This is a genomic window from Rhizobacter sp. P5_A1 (assembly GCF_056400745.1).
On sequence record NZ_JBFUKR010000010.1, the window covers coordinates 1 to 24,796 of the forward strand.

Annotated in this window: 19 protein-coding genes, 4 tRNA genes and 1 pseudogene; 7 read left to right on the plus strand and 17 right to left on the minus strand. The window is 66.3% G+C overall.

Translation table 11 applies throughout. The features are described from left to right. The coding region (locus tag AC1DTW_RS12990; RefSeq protein ID WP_477980250.1) for an electron transfer flavoprotein subunit beta/FixA family protein at nucleotides 1-333 on the minus strand (333 nt) is incomplete at its 3' end. A 144-nt stretch (nucleotides 334-477) separates the two neighbouring features. Here AC1DTW_RS12990 and murI point away from each other — a divergent pair. The 3 genes from murI to AC1DTW_RS13005 all read left to right on the plus strand — a co-directional run bounded on the left by murI (nucleotide 478) and on the right by AC1DTW_RS13005 (nucleotide 1,784). Continuing rightward, nucleotides 478-1,308 (plus strand): glutamate racemase, encoded by an 831-nt coding sequence (murI, locus tag AC1DTW_RS12995; protein ID WP_477981558.1) that lies wholly within the window; start codon nucleotides 478-480, stop codon nucleotides 1,306-1,308. 71 nt (nucleotides 1,309-1,379) lie between these two features. Continuing rightward, nucleotides 1,380-1,464 (plus strand) — tRNA-Leu (locus AC1DTW_RS13000). 86 nt (nucleotides 1,465-1,550) lie between these two features. Next, a complete protein-coding gene (locus AC1DTW_RS13005) occupies nucleotides 1,551-1,784 on the plus strand; it encodes a hypothetical protein (protein ID WP_477981559.1) in 234 nt (77 codons plus the stop codon). A 39-nt stretch (nucleotides 1,785-1,823) separates the two neighbouring features. Here AC1DTW_RS13005 and AC1DTW_RS13010 read toward each other — a convergent pair. From AC1DTW_RS13010 to AC1DTW_RS13050, 9 genes are all read right to left on the minus strand, one after another. Next, nucleotides 1,824-1,897: transfer RNA gene (locus AC1DTW_RS13010), tRNA-Cys, on the minus strand. A 90-nt stretch (nucleotides 1,898-1,987) separates the two neighbouring features. Next, nucleotides 1,988-2,063: transfer RNA gene (locus AC1DTW_RS13015), tRNA-Gly, on the minus strand. 101 nt (nucleotides 2,064-2,164) lie between these two features. Then, nucleotides 2,165-4,594 carry an endopeptidase La gene (gene lon, locus AC1DTW_RS13020; RefSeq protein WP_477981560.1) on the minus strand — a complete coding sequence of 810 codons (2,430 nt, stop codon included), beginning with the start codon at nucleotides 4,592-4,594 and terminating at the stop codon, nucleotides 2,165-2,167. Nucleotides 4,595-4,725: 131 nt separating this feature from the next. Continuing rightward, nucleotides 4,726-5,991: an ATP-dependent Clp protease ATP-binding subunit ClpX gene (gene clpX / locus AC1DTW_RS13025; RefSeq protein ID WP_477981562.1), complete on the minus strand. Its 1,266-nt coding sequence runs from the start codon at nucleotides 5,989-5,991 to the stop codon at nucleotides 4,726-4,728. A 148-nt stretch (nucleotides 5,992-6,139) separates the two neighbouring features. Continuing rightward, nucleotides 6,140-6,766 (minus strand): ATP-dependent Clp endopeptidase proteolytic subunit ClpP, encoded by a 627-nt coding sequence (clpP, locus tag AC1DTW_RS13030; protein WP_477981563.1) that lies wholly within the window; start codon nucleotides 6,764-6,766, stop codon nucleotides 6,140-6,142. 134 nt (nucleotides 6,767-6,900) lie between these two features. After that, nucleotides 6,901-8,208, minus strand: a complete 1,308-nt coding sequence (gene tig / locus AC1DTW_RS13035) for a trigger factor (RefSeq protein ID WP_477981564.1) — start codon at nucleotides 8,206-8,208, stop codon at nucleotides 6,901-6,903. Between the two features lie 29 nt (nucleotides 8,209-8,237). Next, nucleotides 8,238-8,324: transfer RNA gene (locus AC1DTW_RS13040), tRNA-Leu, on the minus strand. Nucleotides 8,325-8,368: 44 nt separating this feature from the next. Further along, nucleotides 8,369-11,533: an efflux RND transporter permease subunit gene (locus AC1DTW_RS13045; RefSeq protein ID WP_477981565.1), complete on the minus strand. Its 3,165-nt coding sequence runs from the start codon at nucleotides 11,531-11,533 to the stop codon at nucleotides 8,369-8,371. An 11-nt stretch (nucleotides 11,534-11,544) separates the two neighbouring features. Continuing rightward, nucleotides 11,545-12,687: an efflux RND transporter periplasmic adaptor subunit gene (locus tag AC1DTW_RS13050; protein WP_477981567.1), complete on the minus strand. Its 1,143-nt coding sequence runs from the start codon at nucleotides 12,685-12,687 to the stop codon at nucleotides 11,545-11,547. 186 nt (nucleotides 12,688-12,873) lie between these two features. On the opposite strand from AC1DTW_RS13050, the gene hpnC reads away from it, so the two are divergent. Genes hpnC through hpnE form a run of 3 tightly spaced genes read left to right on the plus strand, consistent with a single transcriptional unit; the run spans nucleotide 12,874 to nucleotide 15,835 of the window. Then, nucleotides 12,874-13,740, plus strand: a complete 867-nt coding sequence (gene hpnC, locus AC1DTW_RS13055) for a squalene synthase HpnC (RefSeq protein ID WP_477981568.1) — start codon at nucleotides 12,874-12,876, stop codon at nucleotides 13,738-13,740. Beyond that, nucleotides 13,737-14,573: a presqualene diphosphate synthase HpnD gene (gene hpnD / locus AC1DTW_RS13060; RefSeq protein ID WP_477981569.1), complete on the plus strand. Its 837-nt coding sequence runs from the start codon at nucleotides 13,737-13,739 to the stop codon at nucleotides 14,571-14,573. Before hpnC ends, hpnD begins: the two co-directional genes overlap by 4 nt. Beyond that, on the plus strand, nucleotides 14,573-15,835 hold the full coding sequence (hpnE, locus tag AC1DTW_RS13065) for a hydroxysqualene dehydroxylase HpnE (protein ID WP_477981570.1): 1,263 nt from the start codon (nucleotides 14,573-14,575) through the stop codon (nucleotides 15,833-15,835). The genes hpnD and hpnE overlap by 1 nt, the downstream gene beginning before the upstream one ends. 6 nt (nucleotides 15,836-15,841) lie before the next feature. Here hpnE and AC1DTW_RS13070 read toward each other — a convergent pair whose 3' ends face one another. After that, the gene (locus tag AC1DTW_RS13070; RefSeq protein ID WP_477981571.1) at nucleotides 15,842-16,933 is read right to left on the minus strand and encodes a TIGR03790 family protein; all 1,092 of its coding nucleotides are present in this window, start codon (nucleotides 16,931-16,933) and stop codon (nucleotides 15,842-15,844) included. Between the two features lie 103 nt (nucleotides 16,934-17,036). On the opposite strand from AC1DTW_RS13070, the gene AC1DTW_RS13075 reads away from it, so the two are divergent. Beyond that, nucleotides 17,037-17,807, plus strand: coding sequence for an IclR family transcriptional regulator (locus AC1DTW_RS13075; RefSeq protein ID WP_477981572.1), 771 nt, complete (start codon nucleotides 17,037-17,039; stop codon nucleotides 17,805-17,807). 50 nt (nucleotides 17,808-17,857) lie between these two features. Here the strand turns inward: AC1DTW_RS13075 and pbpG are convergent, their stop codons facing one another. From pbpG to ilvN, 6 genes and pseudogenes are all read right to left on the minus strand, one after another. Continuing rightward, nucleotides 17,858-18,946, minus strand: a complete 1,089-nt coding sequence (gene pbpG / locus AC1DTW_RS13080) for a D-alanyl-D-alanine endopeptidase (RefSeq protein ID WP_477981573.1) — start codon at nucleotides 18,944-18,946, stop codon at nucleotides 17,858-17,860. Nucleotides 18,947-19,065: 119 nt separating this feature from the next. Further along, the gene (locus tag AC1DTW_RS13085; protein ID WP_477981574.1) at nucleotides 19,066-20,607 is read right to left on the minus strand and encodes a 2-isopropylmalate synthase; all 1,542 of its coding nucleotides are present in this window, start codon (nucleotides 20,605-20,607) and stop codon (nucleotides 19,066-19,068) included. A 67-nt stretch (nucleotides 20,608-20,674) separates the two neighbouring features. Then, a pseudogene (locus AC1DTW_RS13090) lies at nucleotides 20,675-21,979 on the minus strand (2-isopropylmalate synthase); the annotation flags it as partial. A gap of 198 nt (nucleotides 21,980-22,177) precedes the next feature. Beyond that, nucleotides 22,178-23,002, minus strand: a complete 825-nt coding sequence (gene pssA / locus AC1DTW_RS13095; protein WP_477981575.1) for a CDP-diacylglycerol--serine O-phosphatidyltransferase — start codon at nucleotides 23,000-23,002, stop codon at nucleotides 22,178-22,180. A gap of 82 nt (nucleotides 23,003-23,084) precedes the next feature. Then, nucleotides 23,085-24,101 (minus strand): ketol-acid reductoisomerase, encoded by a 1,017-nt coding sequence (gene ilvC / locus AC1DTW_RS13100; protein WP_477981577.1) that lies wholly within the window; start codon nucleotides 24,099-24,101, stop codon nucleotides 23,085-23,087. Between the two features lie 52 nt (nucleotides 24,102-24,153). Then, a complete protein-coding gene (ilvN, locus tag AC1DTW_RS13105) occupies nucleotides 24,154-24,645 on the minus strand; it encodes an acetolactate synthase small subunit (protein ID WP_056471147.1) in 492 nt (163 codons plus the stop codon). Between the last annotated feature and the right edge of the window lie 151 nt (nucleotides 24,646-24,796).

Genomic DNA, 24,796 nt, shown 5'->3' on the forward strand with positions numbered 1-24,796 from the left:
GCCCGGCTGCTCCTTGTCGACGAGCGCCTTCAGCAGTTTGGCAACTGCGAGCGGCTGCAGCTCGTCGGCAGTCTCGACCAGGATCGCGCGGTCGGCGCCGATCGCCATCGCGGTGCGCAGCGTCTCCTGGCATTGCGTGACGCCGCACGAGACGGCGATCACCTCGGTCACGATGCCCTTCTCTTTCAGCCGCACGGCCTCTTCGACGGCGATCTCGTCGAACGGGTTCATGCTCATCTTGACGTTGGCGATGTCGACTCCAGTGCCATCGGACTTCACGCGAACCTTCACGTTGTAGTCGACGACGCGTTTGACCGGGACGAGAACCTTCATGCAACTGTCTCCTGACGACGGAATTCTGGGGTGGGCGAATTCTAGTTCGGGGGGTTTGTTCACCCTGGCGCCAAGGTGACGCCGAAAGCAAAAACGAACGATCGTGCTATTTTAAGCCGAAGTCGCGGATAGACTCGGCGCACGATGAACGAGAGCCTGGTTTTCGACGACTTCAACGCTGCGACCCCGCTCGCCCGCATCGGTGTGTTCGACTCCGGCGTCGGGGGCCTGTCGATCCTGCGCGCGCTGCGTGTTCGCCTGCCGGGCGCCTCGATGGTCTACGTCGGCGATGTGGCGCACGCTCCCTATGGCGAGCGGCCTGCGCACGAGGTCGTGGCGCGCAGCGTCAGGATCGCTGAATGGCTGGCCGGCGAAGGCGCGCAGATGATCGTCGTCGCGTGCAACACCGCGACCGTGCTCGGGATCGAGGCGCTGCGCGCGCGCTGGCCGAAGCGGGTATTTGTCGGTGTCGAGCCCGGCGTCAAACCGGCCGCGGCCCGGTCACGCAGCCGGCGCATCGCGGTGCTGGCCACCGAGGCCACAGCGACCAGCGACCGCCTGCGTCACTTGATCGCACGCTATGCCGAAGACGCGCTCGTCCATGTGCATCCATGCCCGGGCCTGGCGAGCGCGATCGAACGCGGCGTGCTGCATGGGTCCGAGTTGCTCGACTTGCTGCGTCCCAGCTGCGACGCGATCCGCGCGGCGGACGTCGATACCGTGGTACTGGGCTGCACGCACTACGCGTTCGTCCAGGCGTCGATTCGCGCCCTGCTCGGCGCCGACATCGCACTGATCGATACCGCGACCGCGGTCGCCGAGCGTGCCGCTTCGATGTGGGAGCGGGAGCCACCGTGGTTCGATCCGACGCCCACATTGCGTGTGATCAGCACCGGCGCGATCGGCACGATGCAGCGGCTCAGTGCACAGTGCCAGGAGCTCGCTGGGATCGGCGTCGAAGCACTCGCGCTGTGAACTCGGGCCGACCACGCCACTTGCGCTCGTCGAGAAGCAGCACGGCACCGTCTATGATCCGGCGCACCCTGGCCCGGGTGACGAAACTGGTAGACGTAGCGGACTTAAAATTCGCGGCCGCAAGGCGTGCGGGTTCGATTCCCGCCCTGGGCACCAGAACGCCGGCCCATTCCGCGTTCCCGACAAGAGCGCGCGGCGTTCTCCTACACGGCGCAGCCTGCCAGTGACCGAACAATGTGCGGATGGTTGCCAACCAATCGTCGCATTCGTGGCTCGGCCGGTTCTGTGCGCAATTGCTGCGCCTTCGGCCCGGGCTGAACGTCATCGTCGCGCTGAGGCATGCGATTGCGACGCAGCCCTATGCCGCCGAGCTCGAGCCCGAATACGCGGCAGAGATCTTCATTCAGACTTATCCGGGTGCACTCGACGCGTTGCAGCGGCGCGGCTCGCGCGGCGCCTCAGTCGGCAAGTCTTGAAACGCAACAGCCCCGCATCTCGGCGGGGCTGTTGTACGTTGGAGGCGCGACCCGGAGTCGAACCGGGCTGAACGGATTTGCAATCCGGTGCATAACCGCTTTGCTATCGCGCCGCTGTCTTGGACAGCCAAAGATTCTAGACAAGAAAAAGGGAAGCACCTGGGCTTCCCTTCTCTTTCATGTCGTCTCTTCGACTTCGAATCTGGAGCGGGAGAAGAGTCTCGAACTCTCGACCTCAACCTTGGCAAGGTTGCGCTCTACCAACTGAGCTACTCCCGCATTTCTGCTCAATCCAGGCCAGCGCCCGTCTTCAGCAGAGCCCGCATTATAGGCGGATAAATAACCGATCTGCAAGGGCGCGCCGAACAATCTCGGCAATCTCAATGCGTCGTCGTCAGCACGTCTGAACCGGCCCCCGGCGCTGCCGGCTTCGCGGGCTCCTCGGCCGCCTTGACCGGCTCGTCTTCCGGCAGCGACTCGGGAACGCGCTCCAGCGCCACTTCGAGCACGCGATCGATCCACTTCACCGGCACGATCTCGAGCCTGTTCTTGACGTTCTCGGGGATGTCCTGCAGGTCCTTGACGTTCTCTTCCGGAATGATCACGGTCGTGATGCCGCCACGATGCGCCGCGAGCAGCTTCTCCTTCAGGCCGCCGATCGCCGTCACTTCGCCGCGCAGCGTGATCTCGCCGGTCATCGCGACATTGGCCTTCACCGGGATGCCGGTCAACGCCGACACGAAGGCCGTCGTCATCGCGGCGCCCGCGCTCGGGCCGTCCTTCGGCGTTGCGCCATCGGGCACGTGGATGTGCACGTCGCGCTTCTCGAACATTTCATCCTTGATGCCCAGGCGCCGAGCGCGACTGCGCACGACCGAACGCGCGGCCTCGACCGACTCCTTCATGACGTCGCCGAGCTGGCCGGTGCGGATGATGTTGCCCTTGCCGGGCATCACCGCCGCCTCGATCGTCAGCAGATCCCCGCCGACTTCGGTCCACGCGAGGCCGACGACCTGGCCGACCTGGTTCTTCTTCTCGGCCTGGCCGTAGTCGAACTTGCGCACGCCGAGGTAGTCGTTCAGGTTCGCGTCGGTCACGACGACCTTGTCGCTCACCTGCTTCAGCTGGATCGCCTTCACGACCTTGCGGCAGATCTTGCTGATCTCGCGCTCGAGCGAGCGCACGCCGGCTTCGCGCGTGTAGTAGCGGATGATGCCGCGCACCGCCGATTCGGTGAGCTCCATCTCCTCGTCCTTGACGCCGTTGTTCTTCGCCTGCTTCGGCGCGAGGTATTTCAGCGCGATGTTCAGCTTCTCGTCTTCGGTGTAGCCCGACAGGCGGATCACTTCCATCCGGTCGAGCAGCGCCGGCGGGATGTTCATCGAATTCGAGGTCGCGATGAACATCGTGTCCGACAGGTCGAAGTCGACCTCGACGTAGTGGTCGCTGAAGGTGTGGTTCTGCTCGGGATCGAGCACCTCGAGCAGCGCGCTCGACGGATCGCCGCGGAAGTCCATGCCGAGCTTGTCGATCTCGTCGAGCAGGAACAGCGGGTTCTTCGTGCCGATCTTGGTCAGGCTTTGCAGCACCTTGCCCGGCATCGAGCCGATGTAGGTGCGACGATGACCGCGAATCTCGGCCTCGTCACGCACGCCGCCGAGCGCCATGCGGACGAACTTGCGCCCGGTGGCGCGCGCGACGCTCTGGCCGAGCGAGGTCTTCCCGACACCGGGCGGCCCCACCAGGCACAGGATCGGCGACTTGACCTTGTCGACGCGCTGCTGCACCGCGAGGTATTCGAGGATGCGGTCCTTGACCTTGTCCAGCCCGTAGTGATCTTCGTTCAGCACCTGTTCGGCGAACGCCAGATCGTGCTTGATCTTGGTCTTCTTCGCCCACGGCAGGTTCACCAGCGTGTCGATGTAGTTGCGCACGACGGTCGCCTCGGCCGACATCGGCGACATCAGCTTCAGCTTCTTGAACTCCGCATCGACCTTCTTGCGCGCCTCTTTCGGCATCTTCGCAGCGACGATCTTCTTCTCGAGCTCTTCCATGTCGGCGCCGTCTTCGCCGTCGCCGAGTTCCTTCTGGATCGCCTTGACCTGCTCGTTCAGGTAGTACTCGCGCTGGCTCTTCTCCATCTGGCGCTTGACGCGGCCACGGATGCGCTTCTCGACCTGCAGGATGTCGACCTCGTGCTCGAGTTGTTCGAGCAGCTTCTCCAGCCGCTTGTCGACCGCGTACAGGTCGAGCACCGACTGCTTGTTCTCGAGCTTCAACGGCAGGTGCGCGGCGATCGTGTCGGCCAGCCGACCCGCGTCATCGATTCCGGCGATCGAGGTCAGGATCTCGGGCGGGATCTTCTTGTTCAGCTTGACGTACTGGTCGAACTGCTGCGTGACTGCGCGGCGCAGCGCCTCGATCTCGGGCTTGGTGTCGGCCTCGGGCGGCACCGGCGTGACGTCGGCGACGAAGTACTCGCCGTTGTCGCTGATGCTGTGGGTGTTGGCGCGCTGGATGCCTTCGACCAGCACCTTCACGGTGCCGTCGGGCAGCTTCAGCATCTGCAGGATGCTCGAGACGCAGCCGACTTCGAACATGTCGTCGGGCTTGGGCTCGTCCTTGCCGGCGGCCTTCTGCGCGACCAGCATGATCTGGCGGCCCGCTTCCATCGCGACCTCGAGGGCCTTGATCGACTTGGGGCGACCCACGAACAGGGGGATCACCATGTGAGGGAAGACGACCACATCGCGCAGCGGGAGCAGCGGCAGGGTGATCTCTTCGGCAGGCAAAACGGGGTGTCCGGACATTGAAGAATCCTCTCTTTCTCAGGCCGATGTGAGGCCCGAGGGTTTCATTTCAACAAGAGATGCAAGAAGCCGCGGCACGAACTGCCTGACGGCGAACCCGGACTGACGTGGTCTCGCGCGCGCCTGGTTCTTCAGGCGCTCGCCTTTTGCTCTCGGTAGACGAGCAGCGGCTTGGCTTCGTCTTCGATCGTGTGTTCGTCGAGCACCACTTTCGCCACGCCATCGAGCGTTGGCAAGTCGAACATCGTGTCGATCAGTGACTGCTCCATGATCGAGCGCAGGCCGCGCGCGCCGATCTTGCGCGCCAGCGCCTTGCGGGCAATCGCCTGCAGCGCCGACGGGCGAATCTCGAGCTCGACGCCGTCCATCGCGAACAGCTTCTGGTATTGCTTGACGAGTGCGTTCTTCGGCTCGGTCAGGATGCGCACCAGCGCATCGTCGGTGAGCTCGCCGAGCGTCGCGACCACCGGCAGGCGGCCGACGAGTTCGGGGATCAACCCGAACTTGATCAGGTCTTCGGGCTGCACATCGCGAAACACCTCGGAGACGCGCTTCTCGCTCTTCCCGTGCACGGTCGCCCCGAATCCGATGCCCGACTTCTCGGAGCGGTTCTGGATCACCTTCTCGAGGCCATCGAAAGCACCGCCGCAGATGAACAGGATGTTGGTCGTGTCGATCTGCAGGAAATCCTGGTTCGGGTGTTTGCGCCCGCCTTGCGGCGGCACGCTCGCCATCGTCCCCTCGACGAGCTTCAGCAGCGCCTGCTGCACGCCCTCGCCCGATACATCGCGCGTGATCGACGGGTTGTCGGCCTTGCGGCTGATCTTGTCGATCTCGTCGATGTAGACGATGCCGCGCTGCGCCTTGTCGACGTCGTAGCCGCAGTTCTGCAGCAGCTTCTGGATGATGTTCTCGACATCCTCGCCGACATACCCGGCTTCGGTCAGCGTCGTCGCATCCGCGATCACGAACGGCACGTTGAGCAGCCGTGCGAGCGTCTGCGCGAGCAGTGTCTTGCCAGAGCCGGTCGGCCCGATCAGCAGGATGTTGCTCTTCGCGAGCTCGATCTCGTCTTTCGTGCGGCTCATGTGCTTGAGCCGCTTGTAGTGGTTGTAGACCGCCACCGACAGGGTGCGCTTCGCGACGTCCTGCCCGATCACGTACTGATCGAGGCTTGCCTTGATCTCGCTGGGCACCGGCAGGTCGGACTTCGCAGCCTTCGGATCCGCGCCCTCGGCCGGCACTTCATCACGGATGATGTCGTTGCAAAGCTCGATGCACTCGTCGCAGATGAACACGCTCGGACCGGCGATGAGCTTCTTCACCTCGTGCTGGCTCTTGCCGCAGAACGAGCAGTACAGAACCTTCTCGCTGGAGGTGCCTTTTTTTTCGGCCATAGAGGTGGGTGTTTCGGGGCGTAGAGGGAGGGGTTGGCGAATGATAGTTCAAAAGAAAACGGGGCCTTGACAGCAAGAAAGGCCCCGTTTCCGGTGTTGTTGCTGAGGTCACTTTCGTTGGTTTCGTCGGCCGTCAGCGCTGAACGCGTCAGCCGGCATTCGGCGGTGTGGCTCGCTGCGCGAGCACCTGATCGATCAGCCCGTAGGCCTTGGCCTCGAGCGGGTCCATGAACATGTCGCGCTCCATGTCGGCGCGGATCTTCTCGATCGTCTGGCCCGTGCGCTCGGCGTAGATCTTGTTCAACTGCTCGCGCGTCTTCAGGATCTCGCGCGCATGGATCTCGATGTCGGTCGCCTGCCCCTGGGCGCCGCCCGAGGGCTGGTGGATCATCACGCGCGAATTCGGCAGCGCCATGCGCTTGCCCTTCGCGCCGGCCATCAGCAGGAACGAGCCCATGCTCGCCGCGATGCCCATGCACAGGGTCGAGACCTCGGGCTTGATGAACTGCATCGTGTCGTAGATCGACAGTCCCGCGCTGACCGAGCCGCCCGGCGAGTTGATGTACAGCGAGATGTCCTTGTCCGGATTCTCAGACTCGAGGAACAGCATCTGCGCGACGACCAGGTTCGCGGTCTGATCCGTCACCGGGCCGACCAGGAAGATCACCCGCTCACGCAGCATGCGGCTGTAGATGTCGTACGCGCGTTCGCCGCGGCCGGAAGTTTCGATGACGATGGGCACCATGCCCAGATCGTTGATGTCAAGCGCGCTCATGGCAAGTCCTCGCAAAGAGATTCAGCGGATGTTGGGGCCGATTATGTCGCCACAAGACCGGCGACGAAGTTTCGACGCGGCCATGAAAAAAGGCGCCGGCCTCTTGGCGGCGCCTTCATGTGTCGAACGAACGTTCAGCTCGTCATCAGCTCGTCGAACGGCAACACTTTGTCGCTGACCTTCGCCTTGCCGAGCACGAACTCGGCGACGTTGTTCTCGACCACGACCGCCTCGACCTCGGCCAGGCGCTGCCGATCGCCGAGGTACCAGCGCACCACTTCCGACGGCTTCTCGTAGCTCTGCGCCATCTCCTCGATGTGCTTTTGCAGCTGATCCGGCTTGGCCTGCAGGTTGTTCGAGCGCACCAGCTCGCCGACGACCAGCCCGAGGCGCACGCGCTTCTCGGCTTGCGGCTGGAAGATCTCGGCCGGGATCGGCGCGGTCTCGGCGTCTTTCACGCCGCGCTTCTTCAGGTCGGCGCGCGCGGCCTCGATCATGCGCTCGGTCTCGCCGGCGACCAGCGCCTTCGGCACGTCGAGCTCGGAGATGCTGACCAGCGCGTCCATCACGCTGGACTTGTTGCGCGCCAGCACGCGGAACTTCACCTCGCGCTCGAGGTTCTTCTTGACGTCGGCGCGCAGGCCCTCGACCGTTGCATCACCGATGCCGAGCGACTTCGCGAACGCCTCGTTCACTTCCGGCAGGTGCTGGGCCTCGATCTTCTTCACAGTGACCATGAAGTCGGCTTCCTTGCCGGCGACATCCTTGCCCTGGTAGTCGGCCGGGAACTGCAGCGGAAAGGTCTTCGACTCGCCCGACTTCATGCCGCGCACGGCCAGGTCGAACTGCTCGAGCATCTGGCCTTCGCCGATCAGGAACTGGAAACCTTCGGCCTTGCCGCCATCGAACGGCACACCGTCGATCTTGCCTTCGAAATCGATCGTGACGCGGTCGCCTTCGACCGCGCCCTCGGCGGCCGGGCGCTGCGCGAAGGTGCGACGCTGCTTGCGCAGGATGTCGATGGTCTTGTCGATCGCCGCTTCGGTCACTTCGGTCGAGACGCGCTCGACCTCGGCCGCGCTCAGGTCGCCGAGCTTCACTTCAGGGTAGACCTCGAAGGTCGCGTCGAACGCGACCTGGCCTTCGGGGGCGCCTTCCTTCTCGGCGATCTTCGGCGCGCCGGCGACGCGCAGCTTGGCCTCGTTGACGGCTTCGCTGAACACCTGGCCGACCTTGTCGTTCATCACCTCGTAGTGCACCGAGTAGCCGTAGCGCTGCGCGACCACGCTCATCGGCACCTTGCCCGGACGGAAGCCGTCGGCCTTGACGGTGCGCGACAGCTTCTTCAGGCGCGACTCGACCTCGGAATTGATCGTGGAGGTCGGGAGCGTCAGCGTGATGCGGCGCTCCAGCTTGTCGAGGGTTTCAACTTGGACGGTCATGATGGTTGGACTCTTTCGATTTGCAATGCTGGTGCGCGGGGCGGGACTCGAACCCGCACACCATCGCTGGCGTCAGGACCTAAACCTGGTGCGTCTACCAATTTCGCCACCCGCGCGAGGGGACCAGCGCTTACCCGCCTTTCTCGGCGAACCGCGGATTTTAGCTGGTCGCGGCGGCCTGCTCGGCAGCGGCCGGTTTGACGCGGAACCAGGCCGCGTACATCGCCGGCAGCGACAGCAGCGTGAGCGCCGTCGCGACGATCAGCCCGCCCATGATCGCGACCGCCATCGGGCCCCAGAACACGCTGCGCGACAGCGGGATCATCGCGAGCACCGCCGCCGCCGCGGTCAGGATGATCGGCCGGAAGCGCCGCACGGCCGCCTCGACGATCGCGTTCCAGGTCGGCACGCCGCGCGCACGGTCCTGCTCGATCTGGTCGATCAGGATCACCGAGTTGCGCATGATCATGCCCATCAGCGCGATCACGCCGAGCAGCGCGACGAAGCCGAACGGCCGGTTCAGCAGCAGCAACGCCGCGGCAATGCCGGCGATGCCCAGCGGCGCAGTCAGGAAGACCAGCACCGAGCGGCTGAAGCTGTGCAGCTGCAGCATCAGCAAGGTGAACATGATGAACAGCATCAACGGCGCGCCGGCAGCGATCGAGCCCTGTCCCTTGCTGCTTTCCTCGACGGCGCCGGCGACCTCGATGCGGTAGCCCGGCAGCATCTTGGCGCGCACCGGCGCGAACAGCGGGTCGAGCTGCGCGGTCACGGTCGCGCCCTGCAAGCCTTCGATGATGTCGCCCTGCACGGTCGCGGCGTAGTCGCGCCCTTCGCGCCACAGCACGCCGGGCTCCCAGACGAAGTCGCCCTTCGCGATCTGGCCGAGCGGGATGCTGCGCCCGGCGCTGGTCGGCACGTAGGCGTTCGCGAGGTCGGTGATCGCATTGCGTTCGTCGAGCGGCTGACGCAGCACGATGTCGACCAGCTTGTCGTCCTCGCGGTACTGGCCGATCGTCGTGCCGATGTTGATCGTGCGCGCGGCCTGCGCGACGCCTTGGCTGGTGACGCCGAGCGCGCGCGCCTTGTCCTGGTCGACCTCCAGTCGCAGCACCTTGACCGACTCGTTCCAGTTGTCGTTGATGCCGCGCAGGTTCGGGTTCTCGCGCATGATCGCCTTGACCTCGTCGGCGTACGCACGCACCCGCGTCGGATCGGGCCCGACGACGCGGAACTGCACCGGATACGGCACCGGCGGGCCGTTCGGCAGCAGCTTCGCGCGGCCGCGCACCTCGGGGAACTCGGTCGCGAGCAAGTCGGGCAGCAGCTTGCGCAGCCGCTCGCGCGCAGGCCGGTCTTTCGGCAGCACGACCATCTGGCTGACGTTGCTCTGCGGGAAGACCTGGTCGAGCACCAGCACGAAACGCTCGACCCCGCTGCCGACCCAGGTCGTCACGTGGTCCACGCCTTCGAGCGCCATCACGCGCGCCTCGACCCGCTTCGTCACCGCCTCGTTCGCCGCGTACGACGTGCCCTCGGGGAACCACAGGTCGACGACGATCTCCGGCCGGCTCGAATCCGGGAAGAACTGGTTCTGCACCTTGCCCATGCCGACGACGCCGAGCACCAGCGTCGCGATCGTCATGCCGATCGTGATCCAGCGGTGTTGCACGCACCAGTTCACGGTAGCGCGAAAGCGCGCGTAGAACGGCGTGTCGAACAGCTCGTGCGGCTGGTCGGTCGCGGCATGCGGCTTGGTCTTCAGCAGCCGCACGCCGAGGTACGGCACGAAGTAGACCGAGACGAACCAAGAGATCAGCAGCGCCGCGGCCGTGACCGCGAAGATCGCGAACGTGTACTCGCCAACCGTCGACTGCGCGAGACCGATCGGCAGGAAGCCGACCGCGGTGATCAGCGTGCCGGTCAGCATCGGCATCGCGGTCGCGTCGTATGCGAAGGTCGCGGCGCGCACCTTGTCGTAGCCCTCCTCGAGCTTGCGCACCATCATCTCGACCGCGATGATCGCGTCGTCGACGAGCAGGCCGAGCGCGATGATCAGCGAGCCGAGCGAGATCTTGTGCAGCCCGACGCCCCAGTAGTACATCGTCACGAAGGTGATCGCGAGCACCAGCGGGATCGTGATGCCGACGACCAGCCCGGGCCGCCAGTCGATCCGGAAGCGCGGCTTGAAGTGCAGCCCGAGGCTGATGAAGCTGACCGCGAGCACGATCACGACCGCTTCGATCAAGGTGCCGACGAACTCGTTGACCGAGGCCGAAACCACCTTCGACTGGTTCTGGAACTGGTGCAGCTCGATGCCTGCGGGCAGCTCGGCGCGGATCTGGTCGATCGTCAGGTTCAGCGCCTTGCCCATGCGGATGATGTCGCCGCCACGAGCCATCGAGATGCCCAGCGCGATGACCTCGTGACCCTGGTGCCGCACCTTGACCTGCGGCGGGTCGACATAGGCGCGGCGGATCTCGGCGATGTCGCCCAGTTTGAAGCTCGCGCCGTTGGCGCGGATCGGGAACTGGCGCAGTTCCTCGACCGTGTTGAACTGCCCGCCGACGCGCACCTGCACGAAATCGGTCGGCGCGTTGATCGTGCCGGCCGACTCGACCGCGTTCTGCTGGCCGATCTGCGCGAGCACCTGGTTGAAGTCGAGACCGAGCTGCGCGAGGCGCTTCTGCGAGATCTCGACGAAGAGCTTTTCGTCCTGCGCGCCGAAGATCGCGACCTTGTTGACGTCGCGCACCTTCAGCAGTCGCTGGCGCACGCGGTCGGCCTGGTCCTTCAGCTCCTGGTAGCTGAAACCGTCGGCCGACAGCGCGTAGATCGAGCCGTAGACATCACCGAACTCGTCGTTGAAATACGGCCCGATCACGCCGGCGGGAAGGCTCGCGCGGATGTCGCCGATCTTCTTGCGCACCGTGTACCAGGTCTGCTGCATCTCCTTCGGCGGGGACGAGTCCCTGACCTGGAAGATGATCAGCGCCTCGCCCGGCTTCGAGTAGCTGCGGATCTTGTCGGCGTAAGGCACTTCCTGCAGCGTCTTCTCGAGCTTGTCGGTGACCTGCTCGGCGACCTGCTGCGCGGTCGCGCCGGGCCAGAACACGCGCAGCGCCATCGCACGAAACGTGAACGGCGGGTCTTCGTCTTGCCCGAGCTGGAAGTACGCGACCGCGCCGAGCAGCATCAGCACGACGAGCAGGTAGCGCGTCAGCGCCGAATGCTCCAGCGCCCACTTCGAGATGTTGAAGCGCGAGATCGTGTCGGCCGGATGCGGGGTGGCCTGCCCGGCGAGGGTCGCGTCGGGCGTCGTCATGGTGGGCTCGCTCACTTGACGCCGACCGCTGTGCCGACAAGTGCCGGCGCCGCCGACGCGGGCGTCATTCCCGGGTCCACGTAGAACTTGACCTTCTGGCCCGGGCTCAACACATGCACGCCGGCGGTCACGACGATCTGACCCGGCGCAAGCCCTGATGCGATGACGGCCTCGTTGCCGTCGGCACCGGCGAGCTTCACGTCCTGCGACTTGACGGTCATGCTGGTGCTGTCGACCAGCCAGACCGCGCTGCGGCCTTGCGCCTCGCGCAAGGCCGAGAGCGGCAGTTTCGTGACCCCGGCGACCTGCGGCAGCTCCATCAGCATCGTCGCGGTCTGACCGAGTCGCACGCCGCTGCCGGCGGCCGAGCCGATGTCGGCCTTGATCAGGAAGGTGCGCGTCACCGGATCGGCCGCGGCGGAGATTTCGCGGATCGTCGCCGGCAGCAGCGCACCGGCCGCGCCCCAGAGGCGCACCTTGAAGCGGCCCGGCTGAGCAGCCAGCGCCTTGACGATGCCGACCTTGTCCTCCGGCACCGCGAACACCAGGTCGCGCGGGCCGTCGTGCGCCAGGCGCAGCACCGGCGTGCCAGCCGACGCGAACATGCCGGGCTCGAGGTCGACGCCGGTGATCACGCCGGCCGCGTCGGCGACCAGCGCTGCGTAGCCGGCCTGGTTGCCCTGCACGCTGGACTGGGCCTTCGCCTGGTCGAGTTGCGCGCGGGCGGTCTTCATCGCCATCTCGCGCCGGTCGAGCTCGGCCGGGCCGATGAAGCCCTTCTCGCTCAGTTCCTTGTAGCGCTTGAAGTCGGCGGCGCTCTGGTCGTAGCTCGCCTGTGCGGCGGCAACGGTCGCACGCGCAGCGTCTTGCCCGAGCCGCAGATCCTGGGCATCGAGCTGCGCCAGCACCTGGCCGGCCTTCACGGTGTCGCCGAGGTCGACGAGGCGCTTGAGCATCTTGCCGCCGACCCGAAAGCTCAGCCGCGACTCGGTACGCGCCTTCACCTCGCCGGCATATTCGAAGGTTCCGCCGGCCGTCTGCGGGGTGATCGTGACGGTGCGCACCGCGCGCACCGGCTCCGGTGCAGTTTCGGTCTTCGAGCAGGCCGCGAGCGTGGCGGCAGCGGTCAGGGCGAGAAGCAGCGCGAGACGCATCGGAATCCTTGAGGGCGAGCAGGAAAGGGAAGCCAGGTCATCCGGGTCGCCCGGCGCGAGCCGTCAGATGGCTCGGCTTGCAAATGACTGACTGGTCAGTAATATATTCTGCGACCGCAGGACTGTCAAACGGCGAATCGTCCCCGTACGCCCGAGGCATCGTGCGCAACGTGGACAATCGCGCTCGTGAGCGTCGACCATTACGAGAACTTCCCTGTCGCATCCCTGCTGTGCCCGCCCGCGTTGCGCCCGGCCGTGGCTGCGATCTATCACTTTGCCCGCACCGCGGACGACATCGCCGACGAGGGCGATGCGACGCCGGAGCAGCGTCTGGCGGATCTTGCCGCCTATCGGGCCGAGCTGCAGGCCGCGTGCCGCGGCGCCGACACCGTCGACGCCGTCTCGGCACGCTGGCCGCAAGTGTTCGGCCCGCTGCGTGCGGTCCTCGCGCGCCACGCGCTGCCGGCCGACCTGCTGACCGACCTGTTGAGCGCGTTCGAACAGGATGTCGTGCGCGCCGCGTATGTCGATCGTGCCGACCTGCTCGACTACTGCCGTCGATCGGCGAACCCGGTCGGCCGCCTGATGCTGCATCTGTACGGCATCGGCGATGCCCAGGCGCTGCGCCAGTCGGATGCCATCTGCAGCGCACTCCAGCTCGCCAACTTCTGGCAAGACCTGGGCGTGGACACGCGGCGCGGCCGCCTCTACATCCCGGCGCGCGACTGCGCGCGCCACGGCGTCGACCCGGCATCGCTGCTCGCGCAGCGCGACACGCCGCCCGTGCGGGCGCTCGTCGCCGATGTCGTCGACTGGGCGCGCACGCTGATGAACGACGGCGCGCCGCTGGTGCACGCGGTTCCCGGCCGGGCCGGCTGGGAGCTGCGGCTGGTCGTGCAAGGCGGCCTGCGCATCCTGGAGAAGATCGCCGCGCTGGATTTCGCCACGCTGCAGACGCGCCCGACGCTGCGCTGGTACGACGCGCCGCTGCTGCTGTGGCGCGTGCTGCGGATGCGCGCGCCGCGCGCGGTGATCGCGAGCGAATCCGCATGACGCCCGAGCAGTACGTGCAGGACAAGGCAGCCAAGAGCGGCTCGAGCTTCTACTACGCCTTCCTGTTCCTGCCGCCGCCGCGCCGCGCGGCGATCACCGCGTTCTACGCGTTCTGCCGCGAGGTCGACGACGTGGTCGACGAGGTCAGCGACCCCGGCGTCGCCGCGACGAAACTCGCGTGGTGGGCCAACGAAGTCGGCGCGGCCTTTGCCGGGCAACCGACGCACCCGGTAACGAAGGCACTGATGCCGCACAGCGCCGCATTCGACATCCGCACCGAGCACCTTCTGGCCGTGATCGAGGGGTGCCGGATGGACCTCGAGCAGTCACGCTACCTCGATTTCGCCGGGCTCGCGCGTTACTGCCACCTGGTCGCCGGCGTGGTCGGCGAAGTCGCGGCCGGCATCTTCGGGCGCACAAGTGATGCGACCACTGCGTACGCGCACAAGCTCGGCCTGGCGATGCAGCTGACAAACATCATCCGCGATGTCGGCGACGACGCGCGCCGCGGCCGCATCTACCTGCCGATGTCGGAGCTGAAGCAGTTCGACGTGAAGGCGCAGGAGATCCTGAACCGCGGCTACAGCGATCGTTTCACCGCGCTGATGAAGTTTCAGGCCGAGCGCGCCCACCGCTGCTATGACGAGGCCTTCGCACTGCTGCCCGAGGCCGACCGTCAAGCGCAGAAACCCGGCGTGATGATGGCCAACATCTACCGCACGCTGTTGCGCGAGATCGAGGCCGACAACTTCCAGGTGCTGCACCAGCGCACCTCGCTGACGCCGTTGCGCAAGCTGTGGATCGCGATGCGCACGAACTGGCGCGGTCGCTAGTGGCAGCGGGAAGCAAGCTCGCGGTCGTCGGTGGCGGCTGGGCCGGGCTCGCGGCGGCGATCGAAGCGGTGCGGTGCGGTCATGCGGTCACGCTGTTCGAGATGGCGCCGCAGCTCGGCGGCCGCTCGCGCGGCGTCGAAGTCGCCGGCCTGGCACTGGACAACGGCCAGCACATCCTGATCGGTGCCTACGTCGAGACGCTGGCGATGCTGCGCACTGTCGGCGTCGATCCCGCCGACGCGTTCATGCGCACGCCGTTGCGGGTCACTTACCCGGACGGGATCGGGCTGCAGCTGAATCCGGGCGCGCCGATGCTCGCGTTCGGCGGGGCCGTGCTGCGGCAGCGCGGCTGGCGCTGGCGCGATCGCCTTGCGCTACTCGCGGCCGCCGCAGGCTGGGCCGCCCGCGGTTTCCGCTGCGAGCCATCGCTGACGGTCGCCGCGTTGACGCAAGATCTGCCGCGCACGATCCGCGACGATCTGATCGACCCGCTGTGCGTCGCCGCGCTGAACACGCCGGCAAGCGCCGCCAGCGCCGCCGTGTTCCTGCGCGTGCTGAAAGACGCGCTGTTCTCCGGCGCCGGTTCGGCCGACCTGCTGCTGCCACGGCTCGACCTCAGCGCACTGCTGCCGGCACCGGCGCAGCGCTGGCTGTCCGCCGGCGGCGCTACGCTGCGCCTGCAGCGGCGCGTCGAGTCGCTTGTCGCGGCCGGCGCGGGCTGGTCTGTCGACGGCGAACGCTTCGACCGGGTCGTGCTCGCGACCACGCCGGGCGAAGCAGCGCGCCTGGCCCGCGAGATTGCGCCCGACTGGTCGCGCAGTGCGGCGGCGCTGCGCTACGAGCCGATCGTCTGCGTCTACCTGCGCGGCGATGGCGTGCGCCTGCCCGAAGCGATGCTCGCGCTGCGTTCGGACGATCGCGCACCAGCCCAGTTCGTGTTCGACCGCGGCCAGCTCGGCGGGCCGGACGGCCTGCTCGCGTTCGTGATCAGCGGCGCGCAGCCCTGGGTCGACCAGGGCACCGAGGCCACCGTGCAGGCGACGATCGCGCAGGCGCGCGCCGCGCTCGGCCTCTCGCTGACGCTCGTACAGACCCTCACCGAGAAGCGCGCGACCTTTCGCTGCACACCCGGCCTGCAACGGCCCTCGATGGCGATCGCGACCGGGCTGCACGGCGCGGGCGACCATGTCGCTGGCCCCTACCCCGCAACCCTCGAAGGTGCTGTGCGCAGCGGGCTCGCGGCGGTTCGTGGCTTCGATTGAAGCGGTTCAGCGGCGCGCGAACGGCGCCGCCAGCGGCTCGCCGATGAACACACCCTGCTGCGGCCACGCCACGCTGCGCCAGTACGCCTCCAGCGCACTCGCGCCCTGCAGATAGTTCAGCAGCAGCACCTGCGGGTGCGGAAATTTCTGCGGATGCGCACACGGCTCCGACACCGTGCCATAGCTCGCGGTCGCGCCCGACGCGATCCAGTCGAGGATCGACATCTGCCCAGTGCCGCCCTCGAGGTAACCGCCAACCGAAGTCAGGTGATCGGCGAGCGCGCCCGGCACCCACTTGATCGTGTCGAGCTTGGGAACGTTGGCCAGCCCGATCTGGTACAGCAGCACGCGGCTCGCGTTCTCGATCGCCGGCGCGGTCTCGACGTGCACATCGAGGCCGGCGCGGCGCAGCAGCCCGGGCGGCGGGAAGAGCGGCGAACGCACGCTGCGCGCGGTGTCGTTGGTCGTCACGAAGTAGGCGTTCGCCGGTGCCGCGCCGCGCAGTCCGAGGCTCGCGTCGGCCGCGACGCCGCGCTCGATCATCGCCTTTGCCATCGCGACATCGCGCGCCGCGAGCAGCATCGACGGGCGCATCTTCAGTTCCGAGTACGGGCGGATCGACGCGTTGTCGAAGTACGGCGAGCGCGCCGACGGCGCGCAGCTGTGCGCGCACAGCGCGGCGTCGTAGCCGAGCGCCAGCGCGCCGGTGATCGAATTGCAGCCGACCGCGTACGGAAAGGTCCAGGCCAGCGCGAGCGCCTGCACCGGCACATCGAAGAACGAATCGACCTGCGCCGCGAAGGCCTTGAATTCGTCCGGCGTCAGCGCCGAGCGCACCGGCAGTTGCAGGCGCAGCACCTGGGCCCGCGTCAGGCCACGGGCCTGGATGTAGAACTCGCCGACCTCGACCGAATACGGGTCGGCCGTGTTGATGACGAGACCGATCTCCTTGCTCGTGATGCGCCCGGCCGTGCGTGGGACCGAGATCCAGCGTGGGCCCGCCGCCGCTGACGACGCACTGAAGTCGTAGTGGCGTTTCAGATAGTCGGCTCCGCCGGTCTGGGCCATTGCCGACGCGGCGCCTGCGGCCAGCAACACCGGGACGAGGAGTCGGCGCCGCCTGCTCCATCGATCCGCTCCCGGATCGCAGCCCGAAGTTTCGCCATGCAAAAATCTATCGACTTGAGCGAGAATCACATGCATGGCGAAGAGTGAAAGCAAGACCCCGACGATACAGGTGCTCGAGCGCGCCTTCGGCTTGCTCGACGTGCTGGCCAGCCACCCCGACCCTGTCTCGCTGAAGCACATCAGCGAGCTGACCGGGTTGCATCCTTCGACCGCCCATCGCATCCTGAACGACCTGACGATCGGCCGCTATGTCGATCGGCCGGAAGCCGGCAGTTACCGGCTCGGCATGCGTCTGCTCGAGCTCGGCAACCTCGTGAAGGCGCGACTCGACGTGCGCGACGCCGCGCTCGGGCCGATGCGCGAACTGCACAAGCTGACGCACCAGCCGGTGAACCTGTCGATGCGCCAGGGCGACGAGATCGTCTACATCGAGCGCACCTACAGCGAACGGTCCGGGATGCAGGTCGTGCGCGCGATCGGCGGCCGCGCGCCGCTGCACTTGACCTCCGTCGGCAAGCTGTTTCTCGCACACGACGATGCGCCGCGCGTGCGCGCCTATGCGACGCGCACCGGCCTGGCCGGCCACACGCGCAACAGCATCACCGAGCTCGCGCAGCTCGAGCGCGAGCTGGCCCGCGTGAACCAGTACGGAACCGCCCGCGACGACGAGGAACTGGAGCTCGGCGTGCGCTGCATGGCCGCGAGCATCCTCGACGATCAGGGAAAACTGGTTGCGGGTCTGTCGATCTCGGCGCCCGCGGACCGGCTCGAAGAGAGCTGGCTGGAGCGGCTGAAAGAGACCGCCGCGCAGATCTCGGCGGCGCTGGGTCACCGCAACGGCTGAGGCACCGGCCGGCGCCGGCCGGCACTGCCGATCAGCCGTTCAGCGGCGAATCACGAAGCCTTCGGCACCACGGCGGTCGCGGTCGCGGCCGGTGCGGGCACCGGCAGGTCGCTGACCCAGCGGCGCACGCGCTCGGCGTCGCCGATGCGCGAATACTTGCCGGTCGAATCGAGGAACACCATGATCAGCTTGCGGCCCGCCATGCGTGCCTGCATCACGAGGCAGCGGCCGGCTTCGGTGATGTAGCCGGTCTTCTGCAGCACGATGTCCCAGGCGGGGCTGCGCACCAGCGCGTTGGTGGTGCGGAACTGCGCGGGGCGGTTGCCGAGTTCGACTTCGAATTCAGGCGAGGTCGAGAACTCGCGGATGATCGGGTGCTCTTGCGCCGCCTGAACGAGCGTTGCGAGGTCGCGGGCGCTGGACTGGTTGCGGCTCGACAGCCCGGTCGGCTCGACATAGTGCGTGTCGTTCATGCCGAGCTCGTGCGCCTTGTGATTCATCGCGGCGACGAAGGCTTCGAGCCCGCCCGGATAAGCACGCCCGAGCGCATGCGCGGCGCGGTTCTCGGACGACATCAGCGCCAGGTGCAGCATCTCTTCGCGGCTCAGGGTCGTGCCGACCCTCAGGCGTGAGTGGCTGTTCTTTTCGGTGTCGACGTCGTCGTCGGTGACCGTCAGCGCCTCGTTCAGCGGCAGCTTCGCTTCGGTGACCACGAGCGCGGTCATCAGCTTGGTCAGCGACGCGATCGGGAGCACGGCCTGTGAGTTCTTGCTGAACAGCACCTCGTTGGTGTCGGCGTCGAGCACCAGGGCGACGCTGGACTTCAGCTCGAGCGAATCGGCGGTGTTGTGCAGGCCATAGAGCTGACCGAACGACGGCTTCGCCGGTTCGGCGCGCAGGACGGTCGAAACATGCTTCAGGCCACCGCTGCTGCTGCGCAGCGTGACGACCTGGCGCGCGGCCCGCCCCGAGCGCGACAGCTTGCCGGCGGCGGCCCTGTTCTTGACCGGGGAGACGGTGTGCGGCTTCTTTTTCGCCGACGCGCGTTGAGCGGCTTCGGCCTCGTTCGGCGCGGCCATCGAGACGGTCGCCATCAGCACCAGCAGCCCTGTTGTAACAAACCTGTTGATTGACGCCATTGCAACCCCTTCTCGCCCAGAGCTGCGAGTTTATGTGAAAGAAAAAAAGCGCGCAAGATCAAAAACTTACGCGCTTCTCCTCAAGTCAGTACTTGGGACTGCTCAGTTACACCCAAATGTCAACCCTGGGCCGCGACGCGTTCGATCTTGCTGTGCAGTTTGTTCAACGCCGAAAGGTAGGCTTTCGCCGACGCCACGACGATGTCGGGGTCTGCCCCGACGCCGTTGACGACCCGGCCGCCGTGTTGCAGCCGAACCGTCACCTCGCCCTGGGATTCTGTGCTGCCCGAGGTGATCGCATTGACCGAATAGAGCAGCATTTCGGCGCCAGTTTGCAGCTTCGACTCGATCGCTTTCAGGCTCGCGTCGACCGGGCCGTTGCCGTCGCTCTCGGCATGGTGTTCGAGCTCGCCGGCCGCGAACGCGACGCTCGCGTGCGGCCGCTCGCCCATCTCGGAACGCTGCGACAGCGCGAGCAGCCGGTAGTGCTCGTGCTCGGCCGTGACCGACTCGTCCATCACCAGCGCGATGATGTCCTCGTCGAAGATGTCACTCTTGCGGTCGGCGAGCTCCTTGAAGCGCACGAAGCCCGCGTTGATCTCGGCCTCGGACTCCATCTCGATGCCCAGCTCCTTGAGCCGCTGCTTGAACGCGTTGCGACCCGAGAGCTTGCCGAGCACGATCTTGTTGGTGGCCCAGCCCACATCTTCGGCACGCATGATCTCGTAGGTGTCGCGCGCTTTCAGCACGCCGTCCTGGTGGATGCCCGAAGCGTGCGCGAACGCGTTTGCGCCGACAACCGCCTTGTTCGGCTGGACCACGAAACCGGTCGTCTGCGACACCAGCCGCGAGGCCGGCACGATCTGCGTCGTGTCGATGCCGAGCTCCAGGCCGAAGTAGTCGCGCCGCGTCTTCACGGCCATCACCACTTCTTCGAGCGAGCAATTGCCGGCGCGCTCGCCGAGGCCGTTGATCGTGCACTCGACCTGGCGCGCGCCGCCGATCATCACGCCGGCGAGCGAGTTGGCGACCGCCATGCCCAGGTCGTTGTGGCAGTGCACCGACCAGACGGCCTTGTCGGAATTCGGGATGCGCGTGCGCAGGTCGAGCAGGAAACGGCCGTAGAGCTCCGGGATCGCATAGCCGACCGTGTCGGGCACGTTGATCGTCGTCGCGCCTTCTTTGATCACGGCCTCGAGCACGCGGCAAAGAAAGTCGGGGTCCGAGCGATAGCCGTCTTCCGGCGAGAACTCGACGTCGCCCGACAGGTTGCGCGCGAAGCGCACCGACAGCTTCGCCTGCTCGAACACCTGGTCCGGCGTCATGCGCAGCTTCTTCTCCATGTGCAGCGCACTGGTCGCGAGGAACAGGTGGATGCGCGTCGAGGCGCCACCCGCCAGCGCCTCGGCGGCGCGCGCGATGTCTCGATCGTTGGCGCGCGCGAGCGAGCAGACCGTGCTCTCCTTGATCGCGTGGGCAATGGCCTTGACGCACTCGAAATCGCCGTTCGAAGAGGCCGCGAAGCCGGCCTCGATCACGTCGACCTTCAGGCGCTCGAGCTGGCGCGCGATGCGCAGCTTCTCGTCCTTGGTCATCGAGGCGCCGGGCGATTGTTCGCCGTCGCGCAGGGTGGTGTCGAAAATGATCAGCTTGTCGGCCATGATGGTGCTCCTGAGTTTGAGTGGAATGTTAGGCGAGCGAGGTCTGCGCTTCGGGTTGATCGATCGTCGCGTATTCGCGCTGGTAGATGGCCCAGATCTCGGCCGCAGACAGCTCCGTACCCTGCGCGTCCATCACCTGCTGGACGATGCGGCCGAACTCGACTTGCCGCTGCCGCGGCAGCCTTACGCCGTATTCGGTTTCGAGCAGGTACGCGATGCCGCCCTTGCCCGACTGGCTGTTGACGCGGATCACCGCGTCGTAGCTGCGGCCCAGATCCTTCGGGTCGATCGGCAGGTAGGGCATGTCCCACATCGCGCCGTCGTTGCGCGCCGCGAAACCCTTTCGGATCGCGTCCTGGTGCGAGCCCGAGAACGAGGTGTAGACGAGGTCGCCGGCATACGGATGGCGCGGGTGCACCGGCAGCTGATTGCAGTGCTCGACACAGCGGCGCACCGCGTCGATGTCCGAGAAATCGAGGCCGGGCGCGACGCCTTGCGTGTACAGGTTCAGCGCGATGTTGACGAGGTCGACGTTGCCGGTGCGCTCGCCGTTTCCGAACAGGCAGCCCTCGACACGCTCGGCGCCCGCCATCAGCGCGAGCTCGGCCGCGGCGGTGCCGGTGCCGCGGTCGTTGTGCGGATGAACCGACAGGATCACGCCGTCGCGCCGCGCGATATGGCGGTGCATCCACTCGATCATGTCGGCGAAGACGTTCGGCGTCGAATGCTCGACCGTCGTCGGCAGGTTGATGATGCATCGGCGATCCGGCCGCGCGTCCCAGACCTCGGTCACCGCATCGACGACGCGCTTGCTGAACGCGAGCTCGGTGCCCGAGAACATCTCGGGCGAGTATTCGAAGGTCCACTCGGTCTCGGGCCGGCGCGCGGCCGAGTCGGCAACGAAGCGCGCGTTGCGCCGAACCAGTTCGACGATGCCGTCCTCGTCCAGGCCGAGCACCACGCGCCGCATGAACGGTGCAACCGGGTTGACGATGTGCAGGCAAGCGCGCCGCGCGCCCTGCAGCGACTCGAAAGTACGCTCGATCAAGGGCTCGCGCGCGTGGCTCAGCACCTGGATCGTCACGTCGTCCGGGATGCGATCTTCGTCGATCAGCAGCCGCACGAAGTCGAACTCGATCTGCGACGCCGACGGGAAGCCGACCTCGATTTCCTTGAAGCCGATCCTCACGAGCATCTCGAACATGCGCAGCTTGCGCGCGATGCTCATCGGCTCGATCAGCGCCTGGTTGCCGTCGCGCAGGTCGGTGCTCAGCCAGATCGGCGCGTTGGTCAGCACGGCATCGGGCCAGCGGCGATCGGGCAACGAGACGGGGGCGAAGGCGCGGTACTTCTGCTGCGGGTGCTTCAACATGGTGGTGCTTCCAGTGAATTCGCAACCAGCAGCACAAATGACAAACGGCCCGCTGCAGGTTGCATACGGGCCGTTGAAATCAGAACGTGTGGACGTGCGTGACTAGCGAACCCGTGGTTCCTCTAGGAGTAGCAGCAGCGAAATGGCCGGCACGAACGTCATGATGGGTGAAATGTAGCACGGGAGATCGACGTTCGATCAGCGGTGCAACCCTTGCTCGTCCGGCTCGTCCATCGAGGTGGCGATCACGCTGACCGGCCTGCCCTTCATGCGCTTCCACACATACACGCCGTAGCCCGAGAGCCCGTAGAACATGAACAGGCCGAACAGCGCGCCCGGCAGATGGATGTTGATGATCGCGATGAACAGCGCGATCGCGACGATCACGATGAACGGCACCGAGCGCTTGAAACTCACGTCCTTGAAGCTGTAGAACGGAACGTTCGTGACCATCGTCAGGCCCGCGTACAGCGTGACGCCGAAGGTCGTCCACATCAGCCACATGCCTTCGTCGCCGCCGGCGAAGCCCTGGTTGTCCATCAGCCAGATGAAGCCCATCACCAGCGCCGCCGCGGCCGGGCTCGGCAGCCCCTGGAAGAAGCGCTTGTCGACGACCGCGAGATTCGTGTTGAAGCGCGCGAGCCGCAGCGCCGCGCACGAGCAGTAGACGAAGGCCGCGATCCAGCCCGGCTTGCCCAGGCCCTTCAGCGCCCATTCGTAGGCGATTAGCGCCGGCGCAGCGCCGAACGAGACCATGTCCGACAAGCTGTCCATCTGCTCGCCGAACGTGCTCTGCGTGTTCGTCATGCGCGCGACGCGGCCGTCGAGCGAATCGAGCACCATCGCGCAGAAGACGCCGTAGGCCGCCAGCTCGTAGCGCCCGTTCATCGCCATCACGACTGCATAGAAGCCGCCGAACAGCGCCGCCAGCGTGAACAGGTTGGGCAGGATGTAGATGCCCTTGCGGCGCGGGCGCGGCACGACGTCAGCGGTCTCGTCTTCGTCGTCGTGTGGGTTGTTCATGCGCAAAGGATAACGTGGAAAGAATGCAGCGAAGGCCGCGAGGCGAACCCCGCGGCCTTCGTGGATCGAGCCGCAGCCCGGGTCAGTTCTTCGACTGGTCGACGAGGCGGTTCTTCTTGATCCACGGCATCATCGCGCGCAGCTGCTCGCCGACCAGCTCGATCGGATGCTCGGCGGTCAGCCGGCGGCGCGACATCAGGGTCGGTGCACCGGCGCGGTTCTCGACGATGAAGCTCTTCGCGTATTCGCCGGTCTGGATGTCCTTCAGAACCTGCTTCATCGCCCTCTTCGTCTCGTCGGTGACGATCTTCGGCCCGGTCACGTACTCGCCGTACTCTGCGTTGTTCGAGATCGAGTAGTTCATGTTGGCGATGCCGCCTTCGTAGATCAGGTCGACGATCAGCTTGAGCTCGTGCAGGCACTCGAAGTACGCCATCTCGGGCGCGTAGCCGGCCTCGGTCAATGTCTCGAAACCGGCCTTGATCAGCTCGACGGCACCGCCGCACAGCACAGCCTGCTCGCCGAACAGGTCGGTCTCGGTCTCCTCGCGGAAGTTGGTCTCGATCACGCCGGCCTTGCCGCCGCCGTTCGCGGCCGCGTAGCTCAGCGCGAGGTCGCGCGCCTTGCCGGTCTTGTCGGCATGCACAGCGATCAGGTGCGGCACGCCGCCGCCTTGCGTGTAGGTCGAGCGCACCGTGTGGCCCGGCGCCTTCGGTGCAACCATCCAGACGTCGAGGTCGGCGCGCGGCACGACCTGGCCGTAGTGCACGTTGAAGCCGTGCGCGAACGCGAGCGATGCGCCCTGCTTGATGTTCGGCTCGACGTCGTTCTTGTAGACGGTCGCGATCTGCTCGTCGGGCAGCAGCATCATGACGATGTCGGCCTGCTTGACCGCGTCGGCGACATCCGCGACCTTCAACCCGGCCTTCTCGGCCTTGCCCCACGACGGCCCGCCCTTGCGCACGCCGACCGTCACCTTGACGCCGCTGTCGTTCAGGTTCTGCGCGTGCGCGTGGCCTTGCGAGCCGTAGCCGATGATCGTGACGCTCTTGCCCTTGATCAGGCTCAGATCGGCGTCCTTGTCGTAGTAAACCTTCATGTCTATCTCCTTCAGATCAATGGAATGTGGGGGGATGGGGTGGTCTGGAAGATCAGACCCGCAGGATGCGCTCGCCGCGACCGATCCCACTGGTTCCGGTGCGCACGGTTTCGAGAATGGCGGCGCGGTCGATCGCCTCCAGGAAGGCGTCGAGCTTGCCGGTGTCGCCGGTCAGCTCGATCGTGTAGCTCTTGTCGGTCACGTCGATGATGCGGCCGCGGAAGATGTCGGCCATGCGCTTCATCTCCTCGCGCTCCTTGCCGACCGCGCGGACCTTGATCAGCATCAGCTCGCGCTCGGTGAATGCGCCTTCGGTCAGGTCGACGACCTTGACGACCTCGATCAGCCGGTTGAGGTGCTTCGTGATCTGCTCGATGACCTCGTCGGAGCCGGCGGTGACGATCGTCATGCGCGAGAGCGATGCGTCTTCGGTCGTCGCGACCGTCAGGCTTTCGATGTTGTAGCCGCGCGCCGAGAACAGCGCGACGACGCGCGACAACGCGCCCGGCTCGTTCTCGAGCAGCAGTGCAATGATGTGTTTCATGGTGTCGTTTCAGCGCGCTCTTCAGACCGGCGGCGGTAACCGCCCGGCCCTTGGCCACGCTGCTTTCGTGGAATGGAAACTCGATTCGCCGAAGGTATTCCGCACATCCCGCCGCAGCCCGGTCCCGGCGCGGTAACGCCGGGCCCCGCTG

Excerpts from the sequence above, each read along its gene's own strand:
- ilvC (WP_477981577.1), bottom strand. The coding sequence starts at position 24,101 with ATGAAGGTTTACTACGACAAGGACGCCGATCTGAGCCTGATCAAGGGC.
- pssA (WP_477981575.1), bottom strand. The coding sequence starts at position 23,002 with ATGAACAACCCACACGACGACGAAGACGAGACCGCTGACGTCGTGCCG.
- murI (WP_477981558.1), top strand. The coding sequence starts at position 478 with ATGAACGAGAGCCTGGTTTTCGACGACTTCAACGCTGCGACCCCGCTC.
- pbpG (WP_477981573.1), bottom strand. The coding sequence starts at position 18,946 with ATGGCGTCAATCAACAGGTTTGTTACAACAGGGCTGCTGGTGCTGATG.
- tig (WP_477981564.1), bottom strand. The coding sequence starts at position 8,208 with ATGACCGTCCAAGTTGAAACCCTCGACAAGCTGGAGCGCCGCATCACG.
- hpnD (WP_477981569.1), top strand. The coding sequence starts at position 13,737 with ATGACGCCCGAGCAGTACGTGCAGGACAAGGCAGCCAAGAGCGGCTCG.
- ilvN (WP_056471147.1), bottom strand. The coding sequence starts at position 24,645 with ATGAAACACATCATTGCACTGCTGCTCGAGAACGAGCCGGGCGCGTTG.
- AC1DTW_RS13085 (WP_477981574.1), bottom strand. The coding sequence starts at position 20,607 with ATGGCCGACAAGCTGATCATTTTCGACACCACCCTGCGCGACGGCGAA.
- AC1DTW_RS13045 (WP_477981565.1), bottom strand. The coding sequence starts at position 11,533 with ATGACGACGCCCGACGCGACCCTCGCCGGGCAGGCCACCCCGCATCCG.
- AC1DTW_RS13050 (WP_477981567.1), bottom strand. The coding sequence starts at position 12,687 with ATGCGTCTCGCGCTGCTTCTCGCCCTGACCGCTGCCGCCACGCTCGCG.
- AC1DTW_RS13005 (WP_477981559.1), top strand. The coding sequence starts at position 1,551 with ATGGTTGCCAACCAATCGTCGCATTCGTGGCTCGGCCGGTTCTGTGCG.
- clpP (WP_477981563.1), bottom strand. The coding sequence starts at position 6,766 with ATGAGCGCGCTTGACATCAACGATCTGGGCATGGTGCCCATCGTCATC.
- AC1DTW_RS13075 (WP_477981572.1), top strand. The coding sequence starts at position 17,037 with ATGGCGAAGAGTGAAAGCAAGACCCCGACGATACAGGTGCTCGAGCGC.
- clpX (WP_477981562.1), bottom strand. The coding sequence starts at position 5,991 with ATGGCCGAAAAAAAAGGCACCTCCAGCGAGAAGGTTCTGTACTGCTCG.
- lon (WP_477981560.1), bottom strand. The coding sequence starts at position 4,594 with ATGTCCGGACACCCCGTTTTGCCTGCCGAAGAGATCACCCTGCCGCTG.